This is a genomic window from Rhizobium sp. EC-SD404 (assembly GCF_902498825.1).
Taxonomy (GTDB): Bacteria; Pseudomonadota; Alphaproteobacteria; order Rhizobiales; family Rhizobiaceae; genus Georhizobium.
Map to the genome: position 1 here is coordinate 1 of NZ_LR701458.1, position 23,500 is coordinate 23,500.

General features: G+C 62.8%; 24 protein-coding genes. 16 read left to right on the plus strand and 8 right to left on the minus strand.

All coding sequences use genetic code 11. The features are described 5' to 3' along the window. Positions 1-119: 119 nt before the first annotated feature. From GC125_RS00705 to GC125_RS00730, 6 genes are all read right to left on the minus strand, one after another. Complete coding sequence (locus GC125_RS00705) at positions 120-1,148, minus strand: NAD(P)H-binding protein (protein WP_151983280.1); 1,029 nt, start codon at positions 1,146-1,148, stop codon at positions 120-122. 113 nt (positions 1,149-1,261) lie between these two features. Further along, on the minus strand, positions 1,262-1,708 hold the full coding sequence (rpiB, locus tag GC125_RS00710) for a ribose 5-phosphate isomerase B (protein WP_151983281.1): 447 nt from the start codon (positions 1,706-1,708) through the stop codon (positions 1,262-1,264). A 20-nt stretch (positions 1,709-1,728) separates the two neighbouring features. Beyond that, positions 1,729-3,006, minus strand: coding sequence for a TRAP transporter large permease (locus GC125_RS00715; RefSeq protein WP_151983282.1), 1,278 nt, complete (start codon positions 3,004-3,006; stop codon positions 1,729-1,731). A gap of 5 nt (positions 3,007-3,011) precedes the next feature. Further along, entirely contained in the window at positions 3,012-3,479 is a 468-nt protein-coding gene (locus tag GC125_RS00720; RefSeq protein ID WP_151983283.1) for a TRAP transporter small permease, read from the minus strand. 72 nt (positions 3,480-3,551) lie between these two features. Further along, positions 3,552-4,550: a TRAP transporter substrate-binding protein gene (locus GC125_RS00725; protein WP_502706024.1), complete on the minus strand. Its 999-nt coding sequence runs from the start codon at positions 4,548-4,550 to the stop codon at positions 3,552-3,554. Between the two features lie 38 nt (positions 4,551-4,588). Next, positions 4,589-5,329 (minus strand): FadR/GntR family transcriptional regulator, encoded by a 741-nt coding sequence (locus tag GC125_RS00730; protein ID WP_151983285.1) that lies wholly within the window; start codon positions 5,327-5,329, stop codon positions 4,589-4,591. Positions 5,330-5,489: 160 nt separating this feature from the next. Between GC125_RS00730 and GC125_RS00735 the strand changes: the two genes are divergently transcribed. The 11 genes from GC125_RS00735 to GC125_RS00785 all read left to right on the plus strand — a co-directional run bounded on the left by GC125_RS00735 (position 5,490) and on the right by GC125_RS00785 (position 17,016). Continuing rightward, the gene (locus GC125_RS00735) at positions 5,490-6,308 is read left to right on the plus strand and encodes a DeoR/GlpR family DNA-binding transcription regulator (RefSeq protein ID WP_151983286.1); all 819 of its coding nucleotides are present in this window, start codon (positions 5,490-5,492) and stop codon (positions 6,306-6,308) included. Further along, a complete protein-coding gene (locus GC125_RS00740; protein WP_151983287.1) occupies positions 6,305-7,114 on the plus strand; it encodes a BtpA/SgcQ family protein in 810 nt (269 codons plus the stop codon). Before GC125_RS00735 ends, GC125_RS00740 begins: the two co-directional genes overlap by 4 nt. 4 nt (positions 7,115-7,118) lie before the next feature. After that, entirely contained in the window at positions 7,119-8,102 is a 984-nt protein-coding gene (locus GC125_RS00745) for an ABC transporter permease (protein ID WP_151983288.1), read from the plus strand. After that, positions 8,099-9,199 carry a M42 family metallopeptidase gene (locus GC125_RS00750; RefSeq protein ID WP_151983289.1) on the plus strand — a complete coding sequence of 367 codons (1,101 nt, stop codon included), beginning with the start codon at positions 8,099-8,101 and terminating at the stop codon, positions 9,197-9,199. The genes GC125_RS00745 and GC125_RS00750 overlap by 4 nt, the downstream gene beginning before the upstream one ends. Continuing rightward, positions 9,196-10,698, plus strand: a complete 1,503-nt coding sequence (locus GC125_RS00755; protein ID WP_151983290.1) for an FGGY-family carbohydrate kinase — start codon at positions 9,196-9,198, stop codon at positions 10,696-10,698. The genes GC125_RS00750 and GC125_RS00755 overlap by 4 nt, the downstream gene beginning before the upstream one ends. Before the next feature lie 44 nt (positions 10,699-10,742). Next, entirely contained in the window at positions 10,743-11,738 is a 996-nt protein-coding gene (locus GC125_RS00760) for an autoinducer 2 ABC transporter substrate-binding protein (RefSeq protein WP_286165310.1), read from the plus strand. 64 nt (positions 11,739-11,802) lie between these two features. Then, positions 11,803-13,293, plus strand: a complete 1,491-nt coding sequence (locus GC125_RS00765; protein WP_151983291.1) for a sugar ABC transporter ATP-binding protein — start codon at positions 11,803-11,805, stop codon at positions 13,291-13,293. Continuing rightward, on the plus strand, positions 13,290-14,303 hold the full coding sequence (locus GC125_RS00770) for an ABC transporter permease (protein WP_151983292.1): 1,014 nt from the start codon (positions 13,290-13,292) through the stop codon (positions 14,301-14,303). The genes GC125_RS00765 and GC125_RS00770 overlap by 4 nt, the downstream gene beginning before the upstream one ends. Before the next feature lie 22 nt (positions 14,304-14,325). Next, complete coding sequence (locus GC125_RS00775; RefSeq protein WP_151983293.1) at positions 14,326-15,324, plus strand: dihydroxyacetone kinase subunit DhaK; 999 nt, start codon at positions 14,326-14,328, stop codon at positions 15,322-15,324. Between the two features lie 11 nt (positions 15,325-15,335). Then, a complete protein-coding gene (locus tag GC125_RS00780; RefSeq protein ID WP_151983294.1) occupies positions 15,336-15,944 on the plus strand; it encodes a DAK2 domain-containing protein in 609 nt (202 codons plus the stop codon). A 10-nt stretch (positions 15,945-15,954) separates the two neighbouring features. Then, positions 15,955-17,016: an aldo/keto reductase gene (locus GC125_RS00785; protein WP_151983295.1), complete on the plus strand. Its 1,062-nt coding sequence runs from the start codon at positions 15,955-15,957 to the stop codon at positions 17,014-17,016. Between the two features lie 59 nt (positions 17,017-17,075). On the opposite strand, the gene GC125_RS00790 is transcribed toward GC125_RS00785, so the two are convergent. Beyond that, positions 17,076-18,059, minus strand: a complete 984-nt coding sequence (locus GC125_RS00790; protein WP_151983296.1) for an ABC transporter substrate-binding protein — start codon at positions 18,057-18,059, stop codon at positions 17,076-17,078. Positions 18,060-18,081: 22 nt separating this feature from the next. After that, entirely contained in the window at positions 18,082-18,945 is an 864-nt protein-coding gene (locus GC125_RS00795; RefSeq protein WP_151983297.1) for a fumarylacetoacetate hydrolase family protein, read from the minus strand. 125 nt (positions 18,946-19,070) lie between these two features. Between GC125_RS00795 and GC125_RS00800 the strand changes: the two genes are divergently transcribed. The 5 genes from GC125_RS00800 (at position 19,071) to GC125_RS00820 (ending at position 23,445) form a co-directional block, all read left to right on the plus strand. Then, positions 19,071-19,733 carry a FadR/GntR family transcriptional regulator gene (locus GC125_RS00800; protein ID WP_151983298.1) on the plus strand — a complete coding sequence of 221 codons (663 nt, stop codon included), beginning with the start codon at positions 19,071-19,073 and terminating at the stop codon, positions 19,731-19,733. A 124-nt stretch (positions 19,734-19,857) separates the two neighbouring features. After that, positions 19,858-20,631: an ABC transporter ATP-binding protein gene (locus tag GC125_RS00805; protein WP_286165311.1), complete on the plus strand. Its 774-nt coding sequence runs from the start codon at positions 19,858-19,860 to the stop codon at positions 20,629-20,631. Then, positions 20,631-21,509 (plus strand): ABC transporter permease, encoded by an 879-nt coding sequence (locus GC125_RS00810; protein ID WP_151983299.1) that lies wholly within the window; start codon positions 20,631-20,633, stop codon positions 21,507-21,509. The genes GC125_RS00805 and GC125_RS00810 overlap by 1 nt, the downstream gene beginning before the upstream one ends. Next, the gene (locus GC125_RS00815) at positions 21,506-22,390 is read left to right on the plus strand and encodes an ABC transporter permease (protein WP_151983300.1); all 885 of its coding nucleotides are present in this window, start codon (positions 21,506-21,508) and stop codon (positions 22,388-22,390) included. Before GC125_RS00810 ends, GC125_RS00815 begins: the two co-directional genes overlap by 4 nt. Positions 22,391-22,407: 17 nt before the next feature. Next, a complete protein-coding gene (locus tag GC125_RS00820) occupies positions 22,408-23,445 on the plus strand; it encodes an ABC transporter substrate-binding protein (RefSeq protein ID WP_151983301.1) in 1,038 nt (345 codons plus the stop codon). Positions 23,446-23,500 lie beyond the last annotated feature (55 nt).

Below are 23,500 nucleotides of genomic sequence, written 5' to 3' on the forward strand. Positions count from 1 at the left end.
GGTGGGTGGGCCGCCGCACCATGTCTCCGGTCGCATCCGGCATCGGGCTCGGCCTGATATTGGCGTGGTCGCTGGGCGTCAGCTTTCCACTCTTCTCGCCCGGCTGAGGTCGATGGCCGTCAGAAAACGGCGTGATCGCCGCGGTCGACCGATACGTCGCCCCGGATGACCCGCGCATAAAAGTCGAACAGAGTTTCAGACCCAGTCGAGGGCGTCATCGCGGCATCGTAGCGCCCGCTTTCGGGATCGAGCACGAGCATCGATTCCGTCGCGTAATAGCGCCCGATGCGGGCCAACTCGGCTTTGTCTGCAAGTGAGGGGAGGACGCGCCCGGATACGCTCAGTGTCTTGATGATCGCATCGAGCAGCGCCACCGGCACGTGGCTGAACTTCGGTTCCTTGCCGAGCAGCCTGAAGAGATGCTCGCCCTGCTGCTTCGGCGTTACGGCGTCGCCCGGCCCGCCGATCGGCAGCATACGGTTATGGAGGCTTTCGTCGTCGAGGCACTGCGCAAGGTAGGCCCCGAGATCGCCATCGCTGATCGGCTTGCAGGCGGTCAGCGTGCCATCGCCGAAGACGAGGAAGGGCTTGCCCTTTCTCAGCCGATCGATCTGTCCGGACAAGGATTTGAAGAACGCGGTCGGTCGGACGATCGAATAGGTCACATCGGATTGCATGAGCTGCGTTTCGAAGGCGAGTTTCGCCTGCTGGAACGCGAGCAGCGGCTTCTGCACGCAGATCGCCGACAGAAGCACGAAATGCGAGATGCCGGATTTCTGTCCGGCGGCCAGGGCATCGGCGTTGGCCTTGTGGTCAATCGCCCACGCGTCTCTCGGAACGCCGGTCCGCGACGCAATGCAGGAGACGACCGCGTCGAACCGCTCCCCGGCAAATCCAACCTGCTCGATGGACCGGGCATCGGTCACGTCGCCGAAGCGCAGGCTTGCCCCACGCAGTGCTGCCGACGCCTTTGTCGGTGTCGGCAGGTCGCGGGTTTGGGCAGGGCGGCGAAGGAAGCAGACGACGTCGTGACCGGAAGCGACCAGTGCCGGCACGGTAGCCTGGCCGATCGTGCCGGTGGCGCCAAGAACCATGACGCGCTTTGGTCTGGAGGAAAACGAGAGCGTGGGCGAAATTGCGTTGGTCATCGTCACCCGAGCGCCAAGAACGAAATCGATCCTAGCTGCTGCCGGTGCTGAGCTCAATTCCGCTCAGCGTTGGAAAGGCCGGCACCAGACAGGCCCCTCCAACGCGTTGACGATCAGCGTTCGCCGTCCATTTCGGCAAGCTTGCGCACCCGGCGGCGAAAGTCTTCATCCGTCGAGAACTCGGCTTCGAGGTAAGAGGTCACGAGATCCTTGGCGAGCCAGGCGCCAACGATCTGGGCGCCGATGCACATGACGTTGACGTCGTCGTGCTCGACCGACTGATGCGCCGAATGGATGTCGTGGCAGACGGCTGCCCGAATGCCCTTCACCTTGTTCGCCGCGATCGACGCGCCAACGCCGGTGCCGCACACCATCAGGCCGCGCTCGGCCTTGCCCTCGATGATGGAGGAGGTGACGGTTTTGGCGATATCGGGGAAATCGACCGGTTCTGGATCGTAGGAGCCGGCGTCGTGGACGTCATGTCCAAGCGACTTGATGTGTTCGATGATGGTTGCCTTGAGCGGGAAGCCGGCGTGGTCGGAACCGATGACGATGCGCATTGTTGGGAAGATCTCCGGAGTTACTGAGCGATCATGCGGGGCAGCCACAGCGTGAAATCCTTGGCGAAGGTTAGGATCGCAAGCGTGGTCAGCAGTGGAATGTAGAAGGGCAGCAGGGCTTTGAGCAGCTGTCGGATCGACACCTTGGCGATGTCGGCGACGAGGAAAAGCGACAGGCCCATCGGTGGTGTCAAAAGCCCGAGCATCAGGTTGAAGATGGTCACGATGCCGAGCTGGACGGGATCCACGCCTGCCATGACGAGCGGCGGCGCAATGATGGGAACGAGAAGCAGCGTCGCCGTCGTGGAATCGAGGAACATCCCCGCGACGAAGAAGATCAAATTGGCGATGATGAGCAGCATCAGGGGATCGCTCGACAGCGTCAAAAGTGCCGCCGCAAAGGTCTGCGGAATCTGCTCGACGGCGAGGATCCAGCCAAAGAGTGCCGCAGCCGCCACGATGATGAGAATGGCGGAGGAACTACGCGCCGTCAGAATGGCCGAGTCCCACAAATGCTGGAGCGTCAGTTCGCGATAGACGAAGGTGCTGATGAGAATGACGTAGACCGCTGTCATCGCGGCAGCTTCCGTCGGTGTGAAGGCACCGTAGGTCATACCGGCGATCATCAGAGCGGGTGCGATGATGGCAGGCAGGGCGGGCAGCAGGCTCTTGATGATTTCGACAAAGGTCGGCCAGCGTTCGGCCCTCGGGTGCTTGTGCCGAATTGCGACGATGAGCACCGTCAGCATGAGCAAGAATGTGCAGGCGATTGCAGGCATGATCCCCGCAACGAGCAATTGCACGATCGAAACGCTCGTTACCGAGCCGTAGACGATAAGCGGGATCGAGGGCGGAAATATCGGCCCGAGCGTCGCAGACGCTGCTGTGACGGCACCCGCGAAAGCCGGATTGAAGCCGCGCTTCTTCATGGCATCGATCTCGATGCGTCCGAGGCCACCGATATCGGCGAGCGCTGCGCCTGACATGCCCGAAAAGATGAGGCTGCCGAAGACATTGACCTGGGCCAGTCCTCCAGGGATGCGTCCAACGACGGTGTAGGCGAAACGGAAGATGCGGTCCGTGATCCCCGAAAGGTTCATCAGATTGCCGACAAAGATGAAGAGCGGCACGGCGACCAGCGGAAAGGAGTCGAGCGCATAGGTGACGCGCTGCGCCAAGAGCCCGAGCGGCAGTCCTTCGATCAACACATAGGCGATCGAAGGGAGCAGCACGGCGTAGACCACCGGGAAGCCCATCATGAAAAGCGCCAGGAAGGCGACGACGACGACAAAACCCATGATGATCAGACCGCGATGTTGGTGTCAGCCTGCGGCGGTTTGCGCAGGTGCAAAAGGTGAACGATGGCGGCTCCGGCGAAACCGAAGAACGCTGCGCCAAGGAAAATCCAGAACGGAATGCCGAGCGTCGGCGTCGCATTCGCAAGGTTGCGCGATATGTTGGTCGCCGTGACGTAACCCATGAAGCCTGTCGCCGCTAAGGCGCTGAGGGAGATCAGCAAGTTCAGCATGCGCTTCGGCCGATCCGGAAGTGCTGCCTTGAACTCGCCCATGACAATGTTCTCGCCGTGCTCCACGACGAGCGGGTAGGCGCAGAAGATCAGGCAGATCAGCAGGAAGCGGGTGAACTCTTCAGCACCGATGAACGGCAGGACGAAGACGCCGCGCATGATCACCTGTGCCGTCGGAACAAGCACGAGGCCGGCCATGATGATGACCACGAAGACGGTCAGGATACGTTCGGGAAGACGCATGGGTCGTGCTCCATCATGTGCCCGGCGGCAGGTCGCCGCCAGGCACGTTTGGAATGGATGAAGATCAGGCGGTTATTCGACAGCCTGAATCTGCTCGATGAGCGGTGTGAAGGTCGGGAAGTCCTGAGCGATCTGAGCACTCACGCCTTCTTCGAAGGCGGCGAGATCCAGACCTTCAGCTTCCGTGATGACGGTCATGCCGCGGCCCTTGAGCTCCTCGACGAGTTCAGCTTCGCCTTCCGTCGCCATCTGCAGAGACTTTTCCGCTTCCTCGTCGAGCACCGTGGTGATGGCAGTGCGCTGCTCTTCGGTCAGTCCCTGCCAGACTTCCTCGTTGACGAAGACGGCGAGCACGGCCCGCATGTGTCCGGTCATCGAAACGTGTGACTGAACCTCGTTGAGGTTGTTGGAAGTGATCATCGTCAGCGGGTTTTCCTGGCCGACGACGACGCCCGTCATCAGCGCGGTCGGCAGCTCGGCCACTTCAACCGGCGTCGGAATGGCGCCGAACCCTTTGACCATCGAGACCCAAAGCTCGAGCGGCACGGCGCGGAACGGCTTGCCTGCCAGATCTTCCGGGGACTTGACCTCGAAATTGGACGAGATGTGGCGATCGCCGCGATAGATGCGGCCGATGATGCGTACACCCTGCGCAATGAGCTGCTCGTTGATGGCCTGCAGCGCCGGTGACGTGTCAGGGTCGGTTGCAGCGAGCGCATGGGCGCCGTCGCGGTAGATGAAAGGCGCGTTGAACACGGCGACTTCGGGAACGAGGCGTGCGAGCGACGCGAAGTCGTGGTGACCCATGGAGATCGACCCCATCCGGACGCCGTCGACCATCTCGGCGACGCCGCCCAACTGGCTGGCCGGGTAGACCGTCAGGGTGACTTCGTCGTTGGTGGCGGCGGCAATGCCTTCGGCTGCCTGCGTCGCGAAGATCGTCTGGATGTCACCCTCGGCGCCCACATGCGCATAGCGCAGTTCGGCGGCCGATGCCGCACCGGTTAAGGTCAGCGCGATGGCCGCGCCGGTCAAAAGGTTGATGATGGACTTGTGTAGCATGTTGAAAATCCTCCCATTCGTTCATGCTGGTTGAGTAGGCCAGTTACTTAGATCTGCGGCCTCCTGGTGAAGGCCGAGATGAGGCTCCGGCGACGGAATTCGTCGCCGATCGAGAAATGGTCCCTGAGCTTGCGGTCGGCCGCATCCGCGTTCCTGTCGACGATCGAAAGGAACACCTCCCGATGTGCCTCGACCAGGTAATCGACGATGCCCGGCTCCGAGATCGTCACTTCACGTCGCTGCACGTGGCTTCGACGCAGCAATTCGCCGATCGCGCCGTAGAGCGTGGTCAACGCCTCGCTATGGCCCGCCTCGACGATCGCTTGGTGGAACGCGAAATCGGCGGCGGCGCCTTCAACGGGGTCGTGCAGCGTGTCCATCAGCCGGGTGAGTTTAGAGCCGATACCCTTGAGATCGCTTTCCGTCGCGCGGGCACAGGCAAGCCGGATGGCCTGGCACTCGATCGCGACACGCGCCTGCATGACGTCGTCGAGAATGTCGGGCTGCTGGGCGAGGCTGAAGGTGAAGAAATCCGAGAGCACGGTGATATCTGCCTGGCGCACATAGGCGCCCTTGCCGTGGCGGATATCGAGAAAGCCGAGCATCGCGAGCGAACGCAGCGCTTCGCGCAGGAGTGGACGGGAGATGCCAAGCGACAGCGAGAGTTCACGCTCGCCGAGCAGCCGCTCGCCGGGCTTCAGCGAGCCATCGATCAACGCGTCGCGGAAGAAGCCGAACACCTTTTCGGCACCCGAGACGTCGCTGTTCTCGGCAAGCATCGTGGACATCGCAGATAAGCCCCTCCCAGTGGCCATACTGTGGTCTGACCACTGATCTCTCAACTTAGACCTCGCTGTCAAGTCACCGATTGTTTCTCCGAGATCGCGTTTCCATCGTCCACAGGCCGACCGATTGACCGACCCCAAAACAATCACTAATGATCATGCCATGGAGAACGAGCGCGGACGGGAGATAAGGTTTCCGCAGGAACGTCATCGCAAGATGGCGGATCTCATCGCGCTGCGTGGCCATATTAGCGTCGACGAACTCATCGAGACATTCGCGGTATCGGGGCCGACGGTTCGTCGTGACCTGGATTTTCTTGCGCGCGCGGGCATCGCCGTGCGCACTCATGGCGGCGTGACCGCGTCCGACCGGGCAGCGGGGCAGGAGCCGCTCTTCATGGAGAAGCTTCGCCGGCAGCAATCGGCGAAAAGCACCATTGCCCAGGCTGCCGCGCGCCACGTGGAAAACGGCATGCGGGTGACGCTCGATTCCGGTACCACGGCGCTGGCGCTTGCACGGCTACTCGCAGGCAAGTCCATCAGGATGACCGCGACCGACATCAAGGCAGCCGAAATCGCCGCCACCGGCGATACCGAGGTTGTCATTGCCGGCGGTACGTTGCGCAACGGCTATTTCAGCATCGTCGGCGATGAGACCGCAGCCGCGATCGCGGCCCAGCCAACGGCCGACATCTTCTTCCTCTCCGCCGACGCGGTGGACGGCAGCGGCGTGTCGAACGTCACCATCGAAGAGGCGCGCGTGAAGCGTGCGGCCATCGCAAATGCAAAGCGCACGGTGCTGATCGCCGACCATACCAAACTCGATCGGCGCGAGCCGGCGGAGGTGTGCGCCTGGGGCGCCATCGACCTGTTCATCACTGACCGCCACTCAGGCGCCGTCGCCCAGTCTTATGCAGGCGCGGCGACCCGAGTGGAACTATGCGGCCCCGGTCCGGGCAAAGAAGGAAAAACAAAAACATGAAAAAGTTCAGCGCGCTTTTCGGCGGCACCAAGCCCGTCATCGCCATGGTGCACCTGGCCCCCATGCCGGGGACGCCGCTTTACGACGCCGAAGGCGGGGTCGAGGCGATTGTCGAGGCCGCACGCCGCGATCTCAAGGCGCTGCAGGATGCCGATGTCGATGCCGTGATGTTCGGCAATGAGAACGACCGGCCCTACGAACTCGAGGTCGACACCGCCTCGACCGCAACGATGGCCTTCGTGATCGGCCAGTTGCGCAAGGATATCCAGAAGCCGTTCGGCGTGAACGTCCTATGGGACCCGATGGCATCCGTCGCGCTCGCGACCGCAACCGGTGCATCCTTCATGCGCGAAATCCTGACGGGCACCTATGCGTCCGACATGGGACCCTGGACGCCGAATGCCGGCAAGGCCATGCGCTACCGCGATCGCCTGGACCGGTCGGACTTGGTGATGCTCGCCAATGTCTCGGCCGAATTCGCCTATTCGCTCGATCGCCGCGACCTGTCCGACCGTGCACGCTCCGCGGTCTTCTCGTCGATACCCGACGCGATCCTCGTATCGGGAGCCATCACCGGGGAGGCAGCCGAGATGGCCGACCTCGTCGCGGTTAAGAAGGTTCTTCCCGATACCCCGGTCCTTGCCAACACCGGGGTCAAGCATTCGACCATCGCCGACGTTTTCAAGGTTGCCGATGGCTGCATCGTAGGATCATCTCTGAAAGTGGACGGCGATACGTGGAAGGCCGTCGATGCCGCACGGGCCGCCGAGTTCATGCGGCTTGCCAAGGCCGCTCGAGGAGATTGATGGCATGAATGCCAGGCGCGACACGACGACCCAATACACGATCGGCCTGGGCGTGCTCGCGCTGGCGATCTTCGTGACGCTGACCTTTTACGCACCGAACTTCCTGTCGCGCGCCAACATCAATTCGATGGGGTCGCAGTTTCCGGAATTCGGTCTTCTGGCGCTCGGACTGCTCCCGGCGATGATCACCGGCGGCATCGATCTTTCGGTGGTCGCCATTGCCAATCTGGCATCGATCGTCGCTGCTCTGCTCCTCGGCGCCGGGCCTGGATACGCCTTGCTGGCTATCCCGGCCGCGCTTCTCACCGGTCTCGCTTGCGGGGTATTAAACGGCTGCCTCATCGCCTATCTGCGGCTACCGCCGATCCTGGCGACGCTCGGGACGCTGCAACTCTTCGGCGGCATCGCGATCGTCATCACCGGCGGGCCATCGATCACCGGCCTGCCGGCCTGGTACAGCGCCTGGGGAACCTGGTCGATCGGCGGGTTCCTTCCGGTGCCGCTGATCGTCTTCACCATCGTCGCGATCTGTATGGGTCTGTTCCTGCGCTTGTCCGCAACCGGCATACGGGCCAGGCTCTATGGCGCAAATCCGCTCGCGGCGCGCTTCGTCGGCATCCAGGAGCGCAAGCTCGTCATCAAGATCTACGCGACCGCCGGCGTCATCGCCTCCATCGCCGGTCTGGTGATCCTGGCGCGCGCCAATTCAGCGACCGCGGACTACGGTGCGTCCTACCTGCTGCTGGTCATCCTCATCAACATCCTCGCCGGTGTCAGCCCGTTCGGCGGCGTCGGGTCGACCATGGGTGTCGTGCTTGCGGTAATCACCCTGCAGCTCATTTCGTCCGGCCTCAACTTCCTCGCCTTCACGGCCTTCACCCGCGACCTTTTCTTCGGCGGCCTGCTCATTGCCATCATGTCGATCCGCGTCATCGCGGAAGGCCGGTTGGGCGATTTCAGGGCGCTCATCTCAAGACGGCAGACATGACCCAGCAATTGCGCAAAGACCTCCACGACCTGATGCTCATCCCCGGCCTTTCCGGCCATGAGGACCGGGTGCGCCGCCATCTGCGTGACCTGATGGAGAAGGAAGGCTTCGACTGTCGCACCGATACGCTCGGCAACCTGATCGCGACCCTCGATGGCGACGAGGGCGCGCCGAGCGTGATGCTGTTTGCTCACACCGACCAGTTGGGCTTTGTGGTGCGCAAGATCGAGGCCAGCGGCCTGATCCGCGTCGAGCGGCTTGGAGGCATCCCCGAAAAGGCGCTGCCGGCACAGAGCGTGCTTCTGTGCGTCGGCGAAGGCCGCGACGTGAAGGGGATCATCGCCAACAAGAGCCACCACGCCACCCCGCCGGAAGAGAAGTACAAGGTCACGCCCTACGCCGAACTCTTCATTGATATCGGTGCGGAAAGCGCCGACGCCGTGCGCAAGCTCGGCATCGAGATCGGTACGGCGGTCGTTTACGAACCCAACGTCTTCGATCTCGGCGAGCATCGCGTTGCCGGCACGTCGGTGGACGACCGGGCCGGCTGCGCCGTCATCGTGGAAGCCGCACGCCGGCTGAAGAAGGAAGCGTCGCGCCCGACGGTTCATTTCGTCTTCGCCGTCCTGGAAGAATTCAACCTGCGTGGCGCAATGGTGGCAGCGCAGGCGCTGCGACCCGACATCGCGATCCAGCTGGATCTCGCTCTGACGTCGGATACGCCGGACATGGCCCATCGCGGCGAAGTGCATATGGGCGCCGGCCCTGCGATTTCGCATTACTCGTTCCATGGACGCGGCACGCTCAACGGCACGATCCCGCATCCGGCGGTTGTCGACGCGGTGCAGCGCACCGCCAGCGAAGACGGCATCCCGCTGCAGCACACCGCCCATGTCGGCGCGCTGACCGATTCCTCCTACGTTCAGCTGGTCGGCGAGGGCGTCGCCTGCGTCGATCTATGCTTCCCCAGCCGCTACACGCATACCTCGCTCGAAGTTTGCGACATGCGTGATCTCGAGGGTCTGACCGCGCTCGTCACGGGCGCCATCACCCGCATGGGAACCGGCTTCGATCTGGACAGGGACAGCTATACATGAGCCGCGCCTTCCTCGGGATCGATATCGGGACCTTCGAGACCAAAGGCGTCGTCGTATCGGACGAGGGCGCGATCCTGGCGTCGGCGCGTCGCGCGCACCGTATGATCGTGCCGCGCGCCGGCTGGGCCGAGCACGATGCCGAGGTGAATTGGTGGCAGGAGTTTCGCGACATCGCCCGCGAGGTGATCGCGGCGTCCGGGCTCCCCGCATCGGCGATTGCCGGCGTTGGAGCAAGCGGCATCGGCCCTTGCATGCTGCCGGTGGATGAAAAAGGCGCGCCGTTGATGAACGCCGTGCTTTACGGCGTCGACACGCGTGCCCATGCCGAAATCGAAGATCTCACCGCAAAAATAGGGGAAGAGACGCTGTTGCGGCGCACCGGCAACGGTCTGACGTCCCAGTCCGTGGGGCCGAAGATCCTGTGGCTGAAGCGCAATCGGCCGGAGATCTACGAAAAGGCCGCAGGCTTCGTGAATTCCTCCACCTTCCTCGTCGAGCGGCTGACCGGAGAGCGCGTGCTCGACCATTATTCGGCGGCAAGCTTTTCGCCGCTCTACGACGTCTCGACCAATGACTGGGCCGACGATCTCATGGACGGCATCGTCGAGCGTGACCGCCTGCCGCGTCTCCTGTGGTCTTCGGATATCGCCGGCCATGTCACGCAATGGGCTGCCGAGGAGACCGGTCTGGCCGAAGGCACGCCCGTCATTGCGGGAACCATCGATGCGGCTGCCGAGGCTTTGAGTGTCGGTGTTTCACGCCCCGGCGAGATGATGCTGATGTATGGCTCCACCATTTTCATCATCATGGTCACCGACAAGCCGTCGCAGGACGCCCGTCTGTGGTATGCGCCATGGCTCTTTGCCGGCCGCCACGCCATCATGTCCGGCCTGGCGACGAGCGGAACGCTGACGCATTGGTTCCGCGATCGCTTTGCCCGTGAATTGCCTCCAGAAGACGCGATGCGAAAGCTGGCAGAAGAGGCAGCGGCGACGCCGGCAGGAGCCAATGGCCTTTTCGTACTGCCCTATTTCTCGGGCGAACGCACGCCGATCCATGACCCGCACGCCAAGGGCATGATCTTCGGGCTCGATCTCACGCATGAGCGCGGCGACATCTACCGCGCGGTGCTCGAGGGGATCGCCTATGGCGTGCGGCACGTGCTGGAAACATACGGCGAGACCGGCAATGCGCCTTCCACTATCACTGCGGTCGGCGGCGGCGTGCGCAACACCGTCTGGCTTCAGGCTGTTTCAGATATTTCCGGCAGCGCGCAGACGCTGCGCCGGGAAAGCTTCGGAGCGAGCTATGGCAGCGCCTTTCTTGCTGCGATCGGCACGGGCGCGGCAAGCGAGGGCGACATCGACACGTGGAACCCACCCGCCGGGCATATCGATGCGGATCGCGCCTTGGCGCCGCTCTATGGCCACGGGTTCAAGACATATCGTGGCCTCTACGAGGCGACGCGGAGCTTCATGCACGCCGAGCGCAGGGCATGAGTGGGGAACGGCCTTCCCGAAAGGCTACAACAGGGAGAGTGAACATGGCGTTTGGTTTGAAGAAGATGCTGATGGGAGCGGCAGCCGTTTCCGTTCTCGCCGGTGGTGTTGCGATCACTGCCAACGCGCAGGACACCCGCGAGATCGTCACCGTCGTGAAGCTGTCGGGCATCGCATGGTTCAATCGCATGGAAGAAGGCGTGCAGCAGTATGCCGAGGCGACCGGCAACAATGCCACGCAGGTCGGCGCGGCAACGGCTGACGCAGCCCTTCAGGTCCAGCTCATCGAGGATCTGATCGCACGCGGCGTCGATGCCATCACTGTGGTGCCGAACTCGCCACAGGCGCTCGAGCCCGTCCTGGCCCGTGCGCTCGAGAACGACATCGTCGTCATCGGCCACGAAGGCGCAACGCTGGAGAACGTGACTTACGATCTCGAAGCCTTCGACAACGCAGCCTATGGCGAGCATCTGATGGAAGCACTGGCGACCCAGATGGGCGGCGAGGGCGAATACGCCGTATTCGTCGGCTATCTGACGTCGGTGACCCACAACGAGTGGGTCGACGCGGCGATTGCCTACCAGGAAGAAAACTATCCGAACATGACGCTCGTCGGCGGCAAGCAGGAGTCTGCAGAACAGCAGCAGACTGCCTACCAGAAGATGCGCGAATTGCTGCGCACCTACCCCGACATCAAGGGAATGCAGGGCTCCGCCGGTGAAGATGTGGTCGGCGCAGCACTCGCAGTCGAGGAAGCTGGTCTGTCCGACCAGGTTTCGATCGTCGGTACCAGCCTTGCGTCTGTTGCCGGACCTTACGTCGAAACGGGCGAAATCGATCTCATTTCGTTCTGGGACCCGGCACTCGCCGGCTATGCCATGAACGTTTTGGCAGAAAAGGCTTTGAACGGCGAAACGGTTGCAACCGGTGACGACCTCGGCGTCGATGGTTACAACGAAGTGCGTGTCGACGGTAAGGTCGTCTACGGTCAGGCATGGGTCGACGTTACGGCCGACAACCTGGACGAATACGACTTCTAAGAGGACAACACGGGGCTGCCGCATCCGTGGCGGCCCCGTACCATCAATCTGACTCGGAGCCCCGATGTCCGACCCCGTTCTTCAGATCGACGGCATTCACAAAGCCTATGGCCCCGTTCAGGTGCTCGCCGATGTGGCGCTGACCTTGCAGGCGGGCGAAGTGCGCTGCCTTGCGGGCGAAAACGGATCCGGCAAGTCGACGCTGATCAAGATCATGTCGGGCGTGGTGCCGAAGGACGCCGGGACGGTCCGCATCGCCGGACACGATCTGTCCAATGACCCGACTGCTGCCATCAACGCAGGGCTGTCGGTCATCTATCAGGATTTCTCGCTCTTCCCTAATCTCACCGTCGCCGAGAACATCGCATTCCTGCGCAGCGTTGCGCGTGGTGATCGCTGGCACCGGCGGGGCAGTGACCGGCAGATCGCAGCCGACACGCTGAAGCGCATGGGCGTCGAAATCGATCCCGCGCTGCCGGTCGAGTTCCTGCCCGTCGCCTCCAAGCAATTGATCGCGATCGCGCGCGCGCTCGCCAACGACGCGCGCATCATCGTCATGGACGAGCCGACCACCGCCTTGACGCGCAGCGAAGTGAAGCGCCTGCAGGGTATCATCGAAGCGCTGAAGAAGGATGGCGTCGCGTTCCTGTTCGTCAGCCACAAGACCGAAGAGATATTCGCCTTCTGCGACACGATCACCGTGCTGCGCGACGGACGAGTCGTCTCGCAAGGCAATGCAGACGAATTCGACGCCGATCGCCTCGGCCGCGATATGACCGGCCGCGATATAGAGACCCATCGTCTTCCGCGTGAGCTCGCGCCTTCAGCAGCGCCGATCATGGCGACACGCGGCCTGACACGGCACGGCGTCTACTCCAATGTCGATCTTTCGATCGCGCCGGGCGAGATCGTTGCGCTTGTCGGCCTGCTCGGGTCCGGGCGAACGGAACTGGCTCTGTCTCTCTTCGGGCAGATCGAGCCGGACGAAGGTGCGATCGAATTCAAGGGCATTGTCCGCCGCTTCCGCGAACCACTGGAAGCAATGGACGCGGGGATCGCCTATGTGCCCGAAGATCGCCTGACGGAGGGATTGTTTCTCGACCAGCCGATCGGCGACAACATCTCGGTGGCGTCCCTGAAGCAGTCGGGAATCGTGGATCGCTCGGCATTGCGCGAGCGGGCGCGCGAGGCGGTCAAGCGCTTGCGCATCAAGACGCCCGGCATCGAACCTTCGGTGGCGACCCTGTCCGGCGGCAACCAGCAGCGCGTGGTCCTTGCACGCTGGATGGAACGCAATCCCGAACTGATGATCCTCAACGGTCCGACGGTCGGTGTCGACATCGGCTCCAAGCGCGAGATCCACGAAATATTGCTGGATCTGCGCAAGAGCGGCACCGCTGTACTCGTCGTCACCGACGATCTCGGCGAGGCGCTGGCGCTTTCCGACCGTATACTCGTCATGGTACGCGGACGGATCACGGGTGAGTTCAAGGCCGACGAGATTGACGAGGAACGGCTGTCGCTTGCCGTGACCGAGGAGGCACCGGCACGATGAATGCCGCCACACGCATGTTCATGTCGCCTCAAGGCGTGGTGCTGATCGCAGCCTTGCTGTTTGCGCTCGTCGTCGGCTTCATCAACCCCAATTTCCTGTCGCTCGCGACGGTCATCGATCTGTTGCGCAATTCGCTGGTGACCGCGATCTTTGCGCTCGGCGTCATGATGGTGCTCGCCTCGGGCGGCATCGACGTGTCGTTTCCTGCGATTGCCGCCTTCGCCATGTACACGACCATGTCGATGGTTCTCGGCGTCGATTTCGACGTGCCGATCGTCGCGCTGTTCGTCGTCAGTGCCGCCATCGGCGCGTCACTCGGCCTCGTCAACGGCATTCTGATCGGCGGGCTCGGCCTGCCGACGCTGATCGTCACGCTTGGCACGCTCAGCCTGTTTCGCGGCGCGCTTCTGACATTCGTCGGCACGACTTACATCACCAACGTCCCGCGCAACGTCATCTCGTTTGCGCGCACGATGATCGTGCGTATGGAGAACGCGGTGGGTCAGCTCGCCTCGCTGCCACTGTCCTTCGTCGTCCTTGTCGGCGTCACCGCCTTCGTCGCCGTCATCATGAACCTCACCAAGTTCGGCCGCGCGATCTACGCGATCGGCGGATCGGAAGAGGGGGCACGACGGATCGGCATCAAGGTCGGCCGCACCAAGGTGCTCATCTACGTGATCGTCGGTGCGATCGCCGGCCTCGCCGGCATGACCCACATGACACTGTCGCGCATGGCCAACCCGTTCGATCTCGTCGGCATGGAACTGAACGTCATCGCTGCCGTCGTGCTCGGCGGCGCGCGGATCACCGGTGGTCACGGCACGGTCACAGGCACCCTGCTTGGCGCGCTTTTGATCACGATGATCAACACGTCTCTGCTCAGCGCGGGCGTGCCGTCCTATTGGCAACGCGTCGTCGTCGGCGCCCTCATCATCATCGGTACCGGTCTGCCGATCGTCATCGATCGGCTGGCCAAGCGCCGCGAGCGCCTGGCACAGGCTGCGGTTTGAAATTCGGGAAGGAGCCCAAACTATGAAGAAGATTCTGAACAACCCGGCCGACTATGTGGACGAGATGCTGGAGGGCTTCGTCGCCGCGCATCCCGAGTTTTACGCCCAGCCGGAGCGGCGCGTGATCGCGCGGCCGGAAGGTGCCACAACCGGCAAGGTCGGCATCGTGAGCGGTGGCGGATCGGGCCATCTTCCGGTCTTCACCGGCTATGTCGGTCCCGGCTTCCTCGACGCCTGCGCCGTTGGCGACGTGTTCGCGAGCCCCTCTGCCGAGCAGATGGCGAGCGCCATCCGTCATGCCGATGGCGGCGCCGGTGTCCTGCGGCTTTACGGAAACTACGGCGGCGACGTCATGAACTTCGACATGGCCGGCGAGATGGTCGACATGGAAAACGACATCCGCACGACCACCGTGCTTCTGGCCGACGACATCGTCTCGGCCGGCAAGGACGAAGCGGAAAAGCGCCGCGGTGTCGCCGGTATGATCTATGCGTTCAAGATCGCCGGCGCCTGCGCCGATACCAAGGCCGATCTCGACGAGGTCACGCGCGTGGCGCAGAAGGCGGCCGATGCCTGCCGCTCGATCGGCATGGCGCTGACGCCCTGCATCGTGCCGCAGGCCGGCAAGGCCAATTTCGAGCTCGGCGAGAACGAGATGGAAATGGGCATGGGCATCCATGGCGAACCGGGCATCTGGCGCGATGCGCTGCGTCCGGCCGACCAGATCGTCGACGAGATGATCGACCGGATCCTTGCCGACCGTCCCTTCTCGAAGGGCGACCGGCTCTCCGTCCTCGTCAATTCGCTCGGCGCGACGCCGCTCGAAGAGCTCTACATCATGTACCGCAAGGTGAAGCAGCGCTTCGACGACATCGGTGCCGAGATCGTCATGCCGCTCGTCGGGCGCTACGCGACCTCCATGGAGATGACCGGCGCGACCATCACGACCATCGCTCTGGATGAAGAGCTCGAACGCTACCTCCATGCGCCGGCGGCCTGCGCCTATTGGCGCGTCGGGTGAGGGCGAAGATCATGGCGACACTCGACGGCGCGAGTCTCAAAGCGGCCCTGCAGCGGGTGGCTGAAGGTGCCGCGACCGCTGCGGCCGAACTCAATGCCGCCGACGGCCAGCTCGGCGATGGCGATCTCGGCATCACGGTCTCCAAGGGCTTCGCTGCGGCGGCGGAGGCTGACCTTCCCAACGATCTCGGCATGGCATTCCTGGAATGCTCGAAAGCCTTCCAGCGCGTGTCGTCCTCCTCCTACGGCACGCTCGTCGCCACCGGCTTCATGGCGGCTGCAAAAAGCACGAAGGGCTCGGAAAGCCTCGAAGCCTCCGCGATCCCGGCGCTGGTCGCTGCGGCGCGGGACGCAATGATGGCGCGCGGCAAGGGCGAGCTCGGCGCCAAGTCGGTGCTCGACAGCCTCGATGCGTGTGCAAAAGCGATCGAGGGCGCAGACGCCGCCGAGATGGGCGAGACGGCCGTCGCAGCCGCCCGCCAGACGCTGCAGGACTTCAAGGGCAAGCCCTGCAAGCTCGGCCGCGCCCGGATGTTTGCTGAGAAGAGCGCTGAACTCGACGACCCCGGCCAACTGGCGTTTCTGCGCATCGTCGAAGCAGCCGTTCCAGCGGCCAAATAGGAAACAACACATGCAGTATCGCACGCTCGGCCGCTCGGGCCTGAAGGTTTCCGCCATCGCGATGGGGACGTTCTCCTTCGGCGGCAAAGGTGACTTTGCCATGGTCGCCAATCAGGGCGTCGCGGAAGCGCGTCGTCTAGTCGACACCTGCATCGACGGTGGCATCAATCTCTTCGACACCGCCAACATGTATTCACTCGGCCGCTCCGAAGAGATCCTGGGCGAGGTGCTGGAGGGCAAGCGCGACGAGGTGCTAATCTGCTCCAAGGCGCGCATGAAGATCGGCGACGGGATCAATGACGAGGGCGCTTCGCGCTATCACATCATCCGCGAGTGCGAACGCAGCCTAAAGCGCCTGCGCACGGACCGTATCGATCTTTATCTGATGCATGAATGGGACGGGCTGACGCCGCTCGAAGAGACGCTCGCAGCGTTCGAAACTCTGCAGGCGCAGGGCAAGATCCGCTATGCCGGCTGTTCGAACTATGCCGGCTGGCAGTTGATGAAGGCGCTCGGCATCGCCGAACGCGACCGCCTCCCGCGGTTCGCGGCCCAGCAGATCCACTACACGCTGGAGGCCCGCGAGGCGGAATACGAGCTTTTGCCGATCGCGGTCGACCAGGGCGTCGGCATCATGATCTGGTCGCCGCTCGCAGCGGGTCTCCTGTCGGGCGCGTTCACCCGCGATACGTTCCCGCAGGATTCACGCCAGGCGGCGGGCTGGTCCGAGCCGCCCATCCGCGACCAAGAGCGTCTCTGGGCCATCGTCGACGTTCTCAATGAGATTGCAGAAGAGCGATCGCTGACCGCCGCTCAGGTGTCGCTGGCATGGACGCTGTCGCGCCCGGGCATCGCGACGCTCGTGACCGGCGGACTGACGCCGGAGCAGTTCCAGCAAAACATCGCGGCAGCATCGGTGGAACTGAGTGCCGCCGAACTTGAACGCCTGAACCAGGTCAGCCGCCCGCCATACCTTTACCCTTATTGGCACCAACACAATTTCGCCGCCGACCGCTTCAGCCCCGCCGACTGGGCGCTGCACGACAGCTATCGCGATCTGGGCAAGATTTGAGCTTTTCGACGAGCTGCTCATGACGTTCGGAGCCTCTGATCGAGGCTTAGACGATGAGCCTAGGTGTCAAGCAGGCTTGAATGGAAGAGATCGGAGGGCGCGATCGCGTTGGTGATCAGCCCGTCTTCGCGAGCATAACGCAACATCGCCTCGACTTCCTTTTCGTTGCGGCGAAAGCCATAGGCCCAATAATCGTCGCCCAAAAGGCGCGACGTTTCCTCGAAATGGGCGGCGACCCAGGGCAGAGAGATGCGCAGGAAGTTGATCTTCTGAAGGTCGTCCATCGCCGACTGTTTGGCTGCCGAAAACGCATCGAACAGTGCCTTCGGCAGCCAGGGGTGCGCATCGGCAAGGCTTCGACGCAATGCAATGCAATGCATGATCGGGAAGAAGCCAGTCGCCCGGTGATACGCGATTTCCGCCGCTTTGAAGTCGGGAAAGAGCCTTTTTACGGACCCATCGCCCCGCAAATAGCCGCTTGGTGGGCGCGGGGTGATGATGGCGTCTATGTTGCCGCTGGCGAGCAGTCCACTCAACGTTTCATCAGTCGCGATCCGCTTCAGCCGGATGCGGTCCGGCAGCGTGATCGGGGTTCTCTCGGTCCCGCCGGCCTCTTCCTGGCTGCCGATGACCCATTCGACGTCTTCGGGTTTCACGCCGTACTGGTCGGACAGGATGCCGCGTACCCATAATGCTGCGGTCTGCTGGTACTCCGGCAATCCGATCCGCCGACCGGCCAGGTCCTCCGGCCGTTCGATACCGGCACCGCTTCGGATGAACACGCCCGAATGGCGAAAGGCGCGGGAGGGGAAGACCGGTATACCGATATAGTGGCTGTCGCCCCTGGCCGTCGTCACCATGTGGCTGCCCATCGACAGCTCGGTGACGTCGAAGGTCTGCTCGCGCACTGCCTGGCGGAAAAGATCCTCCGGCTCGCCCGTGGTGAACTGTGCATCGACGCCCTCGATCTTCACGCGCCCGTCCAGCACGGGGCGTGTTCGGTCGGACGAGGTGCAGGCGACGGTCAGGGCAAGCTCGGTCATGTGTGCAAAGTCCTCCCAGGCGTCAGGCGCAGCGATTTTCGAGCGTGCCGATGCCGCTGATCGTCACGGCGATGATGTCGCCGCTCTTCAGGAACACCGGTGGATCGAGGCCGATGCCGACACCGGCAGGCGTGCCCGTGGCAATGATGTCGCCCGGCTGCAGCGTGATCCCGGCCGACAGCGTGGCGATCAAGGTCGGGATGTCGAAGATGAGATCGCGCGTGTTGGCGTTCTGGCGCAATTCGCCGTTCACATGGCACTGCACCGTCGTGTTTTCCGGATCGATCTCGTCCGCGGTCACGACGTAGGGGCCCATCGGTGCGAAGGTGTCGAGCGATTTGCCCAGAAACCACTGCTTGTGGTTCTTCTGCAGATCGCGCGCCGTCACGTCGTTGACGATCGTGTAGCCCCAGATATGCCCGTAGGCATCTTCCTTGCTGATGCCGCGGCCGCCCTTGCCGATGATGACCGCAAGCTCCGCCTCGTAATCCACCTTCTGGGTGATGGACGGATGCAGTTCGATCGCTGCATTTGGCGCGATGACGCTGCTTGGCAGCTTGGAGAAGAGCGCCGGATGGTCATCGATGTCCTTGCCAGCGACAGCGCCCGCTTCGTAGCCGCTGCGCGCGAATTCCTTTGCATGCTCGCTGTAGTTCTTGCCGACGCACATGATGTTGCGGCGCGGCTGAGGGATCGGAGCGAGAAGCTCGATCTCGCCGCGTTTAACCGTGTCGACCAGATCGGAATCTGCGTCGACCGCAGTTCCGGTTTCGATCAAGGCGATCAGGTCCGTGTGGCGCGGGTCCAGCAGTCCGAAGCGCTCGCCTCCATCCAGAACGACGGCCAGGCGACGGCTTCCCTTATAGGTCACGGATGCGAGCTTCATGATATGGATCTCCTCGAAATGGTCCGTCGTTCATCGCCTCGGCGAACCATATTGTCAACCACATCCATTATTGGTTGACAATATTTATCCATCTGGTCTACCAATTTGGCAACAAGGAACGATCCATGCAGCGCGCAAACCACGGTGTGCGGGACTATATTTTGGAAGGCATCGAGGCAGGTCGGTTCGGACCGGGCGTCCGTCTGCCGACGGAGCGTGCGCTGTGCGAAACGCTTTCGGTGACGCGCACCGCGGTGCGAAACGCCCTTGCGGTTCTGGAAGGGGAGGGTCGTGTGGTCAGGGCGCCGGGCAGCGGGACCTTCGTGGCAGACAGCCAGCCGAAAAGAGTGGCGCGCACGAACGACATCGCATCGAGCCCCGCGCAGGTGATGGAGGCGCGGTTGGCGTTCGAACCGCAGATGGCGCATCTCGTCGTCGCCAACGGCACGGCGTCCGATTTCGCAAGGTTCCAGGAATGCGTCGAGCGCGGTGGTTCCGCCGAACTCATGGAAGATTTCGAGCATTGGGACGCGGCACTTCACGAGGCGATCGCCGAAGCCGCCCGCAATCCCCTGATCGTCGCCGCCTACGGGCTCATCACCCAGGCGCGCGAGCAGGGCGAATGGGGTGACCTGAAGCGTCGCAGCCTCACCGATGAACGGCGTGCCCATTATCAGGCCGAGCACGAGCGCATCGTCACCGCCCTGCGGCGGCGCGATGCCCAGCAGGCCGAAGAGGAGATCCGTGCGCACCTCATTCGCGTGCGCTCGAACCTGCTCGGTATCTGAGAGGATGCCGCAACGTCGGTCAGTGCCGTGAGGAAACGGCCGGATCGGCGCAAGAACAATCGATCGGGAGGATCGCGTGACGGCAATTGCATCGACGATATCAGGCCTTCATGGAAGGTCGGATGTGCCTTCCGGAAGCCCGCAGGCGGCCGCAGTCATATCCGCCGACCACGTCACCAAGACCTTTGGTGGCGGCCGGGTCGTCGCGCTGGAGGATGCCTCCTTCGACATCCGCCCCGGCGAATTCATCTCTCTGGTAGGCCCGTCCGGCTGTGGCAAGTCGACTCTGCTGCGCATCATTGCAGGCTTGATCGACAAGTCCGGCGGCTCGCTCAAGGTGCACGGCCAGGAAACCACTGCGCCGCGCCGCGATGTCGCCATGATGTTCCAAAAGCCGACGCTGCTGGAATGGCGCACGGCGGTCGAAAACGTGCTGCTGCCGAGCGAAATTGCAGGCACCGTTACCGATGACGACCGCCGTCGCGCGCTTGGCCTGTTGAAACTCGCAGGCTTGAAGGATTTCGCGTTCTCGTTTCCCCAGCAATTGTCGGGTGGAATGCAGCAGCGCGTCGCTCTTGCCCGCTTGCTGCAGACGGGCGCGGACATCCTGCTTCTCGACGAACCGTTCGGCGCGCTCGACGAGTTCACGCGCGAACATCTCAACGTCGAACTGATGCGGATTGTTGGCGAAGTCGGCGCGACCACGCTGTTCGTTACTCACAATATCGGCGAGGCGATCTTTCTGGCGGACCGCGTTTTCGTGATGACGCCGCGACCCGGCCGCCTTGCCGAAATCATCGACGTGCCGTTCGACCGACCCCGACAGCCCGCGCTGCAACTGACGACCGAATTCAACCAATTGGTTGCCCGCGTCCGTTCTGTGCTGGGAGGTCATTGATGGTCGATCCAGCGACGACCAATGTCGACCAGTTGCCGAGCGACGACCGCAAGGCCGGGATCGGCGTCGTCGCCACCCATGCCGCGATCTTTCTGGCGCTGATGGGGCTATGGGAGCTTGCCGCGCGCGGAGGGCTGCTCGACCCGCTGTTCTTTCCCTTGCCCAGCGATATCGTCGTTTCGTTCTATCGGCTCTACATCACTCAGGCCAATATCTGGTGGCATCTCGGGATGACGATGACGGAGGTCGCCGTCGGGTTCGTCGCCGGCTCCGCGCTCGGGATTGGGCTGGCGCTGGTTGTCGGCATGTTCGATCGGGTACGCCGCTATTTGAAGCCCTACATCATCATCCTTGAGGCGACGCCCCGCATCGCCATCGGCCCGATCGTCATCGCCGCATTCGGCTTCGGTTGGACGTCGAAGACCGTCATCGTGATGCTGGTTTGCTTCTTCGCTCCCTTCGTCAACACGCTGAACGGTATGGCCAGCGTCGACGACGAGGAGCTTGCGATGATGCGCTCGATGCGTGCGAGCCGCTGGCAGACCTTCACGAAACTCATGCTGCCCGATGCGCTTCCGGAAATCATGGCCGGCCTTCGCCTCGCCATGGCATCGGCTCTCGGCGGCGCGTTGGTGGCGGAGTTCATTTCGGCCAATGAAGGCATCGGCGTTCTGCTTGCGCAATATACCGGCACGCTGAACATGGCGTCCGCCTTTGTCTGCGTCTTCACGCTGACCGGCCTTGGCTATCTGATCTTCCGCTCCATGGAGGCGCTCGACCGCTACATCGTCTTCTGGACCGACCGCGACCGGACGGAAGTGATGGGCCGTGTGCGCGCTGCCAAGTGGAAAGGTCTCGTCAAGGAGGCCTACGCATGAGCGCTGCCTCGATCGAATCCCAACCCGAAACGCAAGCGGCCCGGGGCTTCAGAGGCCTCACTATCGGCGTCGCCATCGCCAAGCATCTGGCCGTTTTCGCCGTCATCATCATCGTCTGGGAAAGCGCCTCGGCGCTCGGACTCATCGATACCATCCTGCTGCCGACACCGACCGACATCGCGCGCGGCATCGTCGACCTCTACGTGACGAACCGGCAGATCTACGGCCATTTCCTGATCACCTTCTACGAAGCCTTTGCCGGATTCCTCATCGCAGCGGGTGTCGGCATCGCGATAGCGGTCGGCTCGACATTGAGCAGGCGCTTCCGGCGCTACGTTTCGCCCTATGCGGTCATATTGAACGTCACGCCGGGGCTGGCGCTGACGCCCATCATCATCGCCTGGTTCGGCTTCGGATACAGCTCCAAGATCGCCCTCGGCGCGATCGTCTCGTTTTTCCCGGTATTCGTGAACGCGCTGATCGGCCTAACGCGGGTCGATCGCGAGATGGACGAGATGTTCCAATCGCTGGGTGCAACGCGGCTGCAGCGCTTCTTCAAGCTGCAGGTGCCGGAAGCGCTGCCCCTCATTTTCGCGGGCTTCAAAATCGCGATTACCACGGCGCTCGTCGGCGCGGTCGTCTCGGAATTCTCGCAAGGGACGGCTGGGATCGGCGTTTTGATGCAGCGCTTCGCCTTCTCGCTCGACATGGGCTCGGCGATCGCGGCTCTGCTCAGCATGTCGCTGCTCGGGCTTTTGCTCTTCACCATCATCGAATTGCTCGACGTGCAGGTGGTCTTCTGGCGCAGGGAGGCGCGCAGGAACCAGGTGAGCCGCAAGCGCCAGCAGCGCTGGGCGCAGCTTTTGAACGACAACAACTGAAAACCGGAGGAGAAACCATGGGACGTGCAGTAAAGATGAGCCTTCTCGCCGCAACGGCGATGATCATCGGCGGAACGGCGGTGGCGCAGGACGTCACCCAGATCAACGCCATCATGCCGAAGCAGCGTTCAGCCAACTATTTCCCGCTGATCGTCGGCGAGGCGTTGGGTTATTTCGAGGAGGAGGGTGTCAGCGTCAATTTGCTGCCATCGACGACGCCGATCCCGTTCGTGAGCTTCATCCGCAACGGTCAGGCCGACATCGCCATGCTCGACCCGGCCGAAGTGCTGCAGGCAAAAGCTGCGGGTGCCGACGTGCGCGTCGTCTACGAGGTCATGCAGCAGGCGCCCGATGGCATCGCCATTTCCGGTGAGAGCGCCATCACGGACGTCGCCGAACTCGAGGGCGAAACGGTCGGTCTCGTGTCCGACCGCGATCTGGTGACGCTGAAGATAGCGCTCGATGCGCGCGGCTTGACCGAAAACGACGTCACCAGCGTGGTGGTGGGCGAAGCGGGCCCGACGCTTGCTGCGGCGTTCCGGGATCAGACGGTCGCTGCCATCGCCGGATCGGGACCGGACTGGCTCGCGATCCAGGCCAACGGCATACCGATCAAACTGATCACGCCGGAGGAAGTATCGGCAAAGCCCGGCAACACGTTCGTCATTTCCGGTGAAGCAGACGAAGCCAAGCGTGAGGCGATCCAAGGCTATCTGCGGGCATGGTCGAAGGCGATGTATGTCGCCGAGGTCGATCCGGAAGTGGTGGCAGCGATTGCCCGCGAGGCGGTGCCGGAAGAGTGGGAAGATCCCGAGTTCGGCCAGCAATATCTCGACAACGCGATCCGGCTGAATGTTTCGGTGACCGAGAATCTCGGCGATCTGCAAACTGACATCTGGCAGAACATCCAGCCCGCGATGCAGAAATTCGGCGTGATCGACGAGGTATTCGCCAACGAGGAATTCCTCGATCCATCTCTCATCGAACCAGCCAACGAGTGGGATCGTGCCGAAGTGGAAGCGGAAGTCGAAGCCTGGCGCGCCGAGAATATGTAGGCTCCACGCTGGTCTGAAAACAAAAACTTGGCCGTGCGGCCAAGTTGATGCGGAA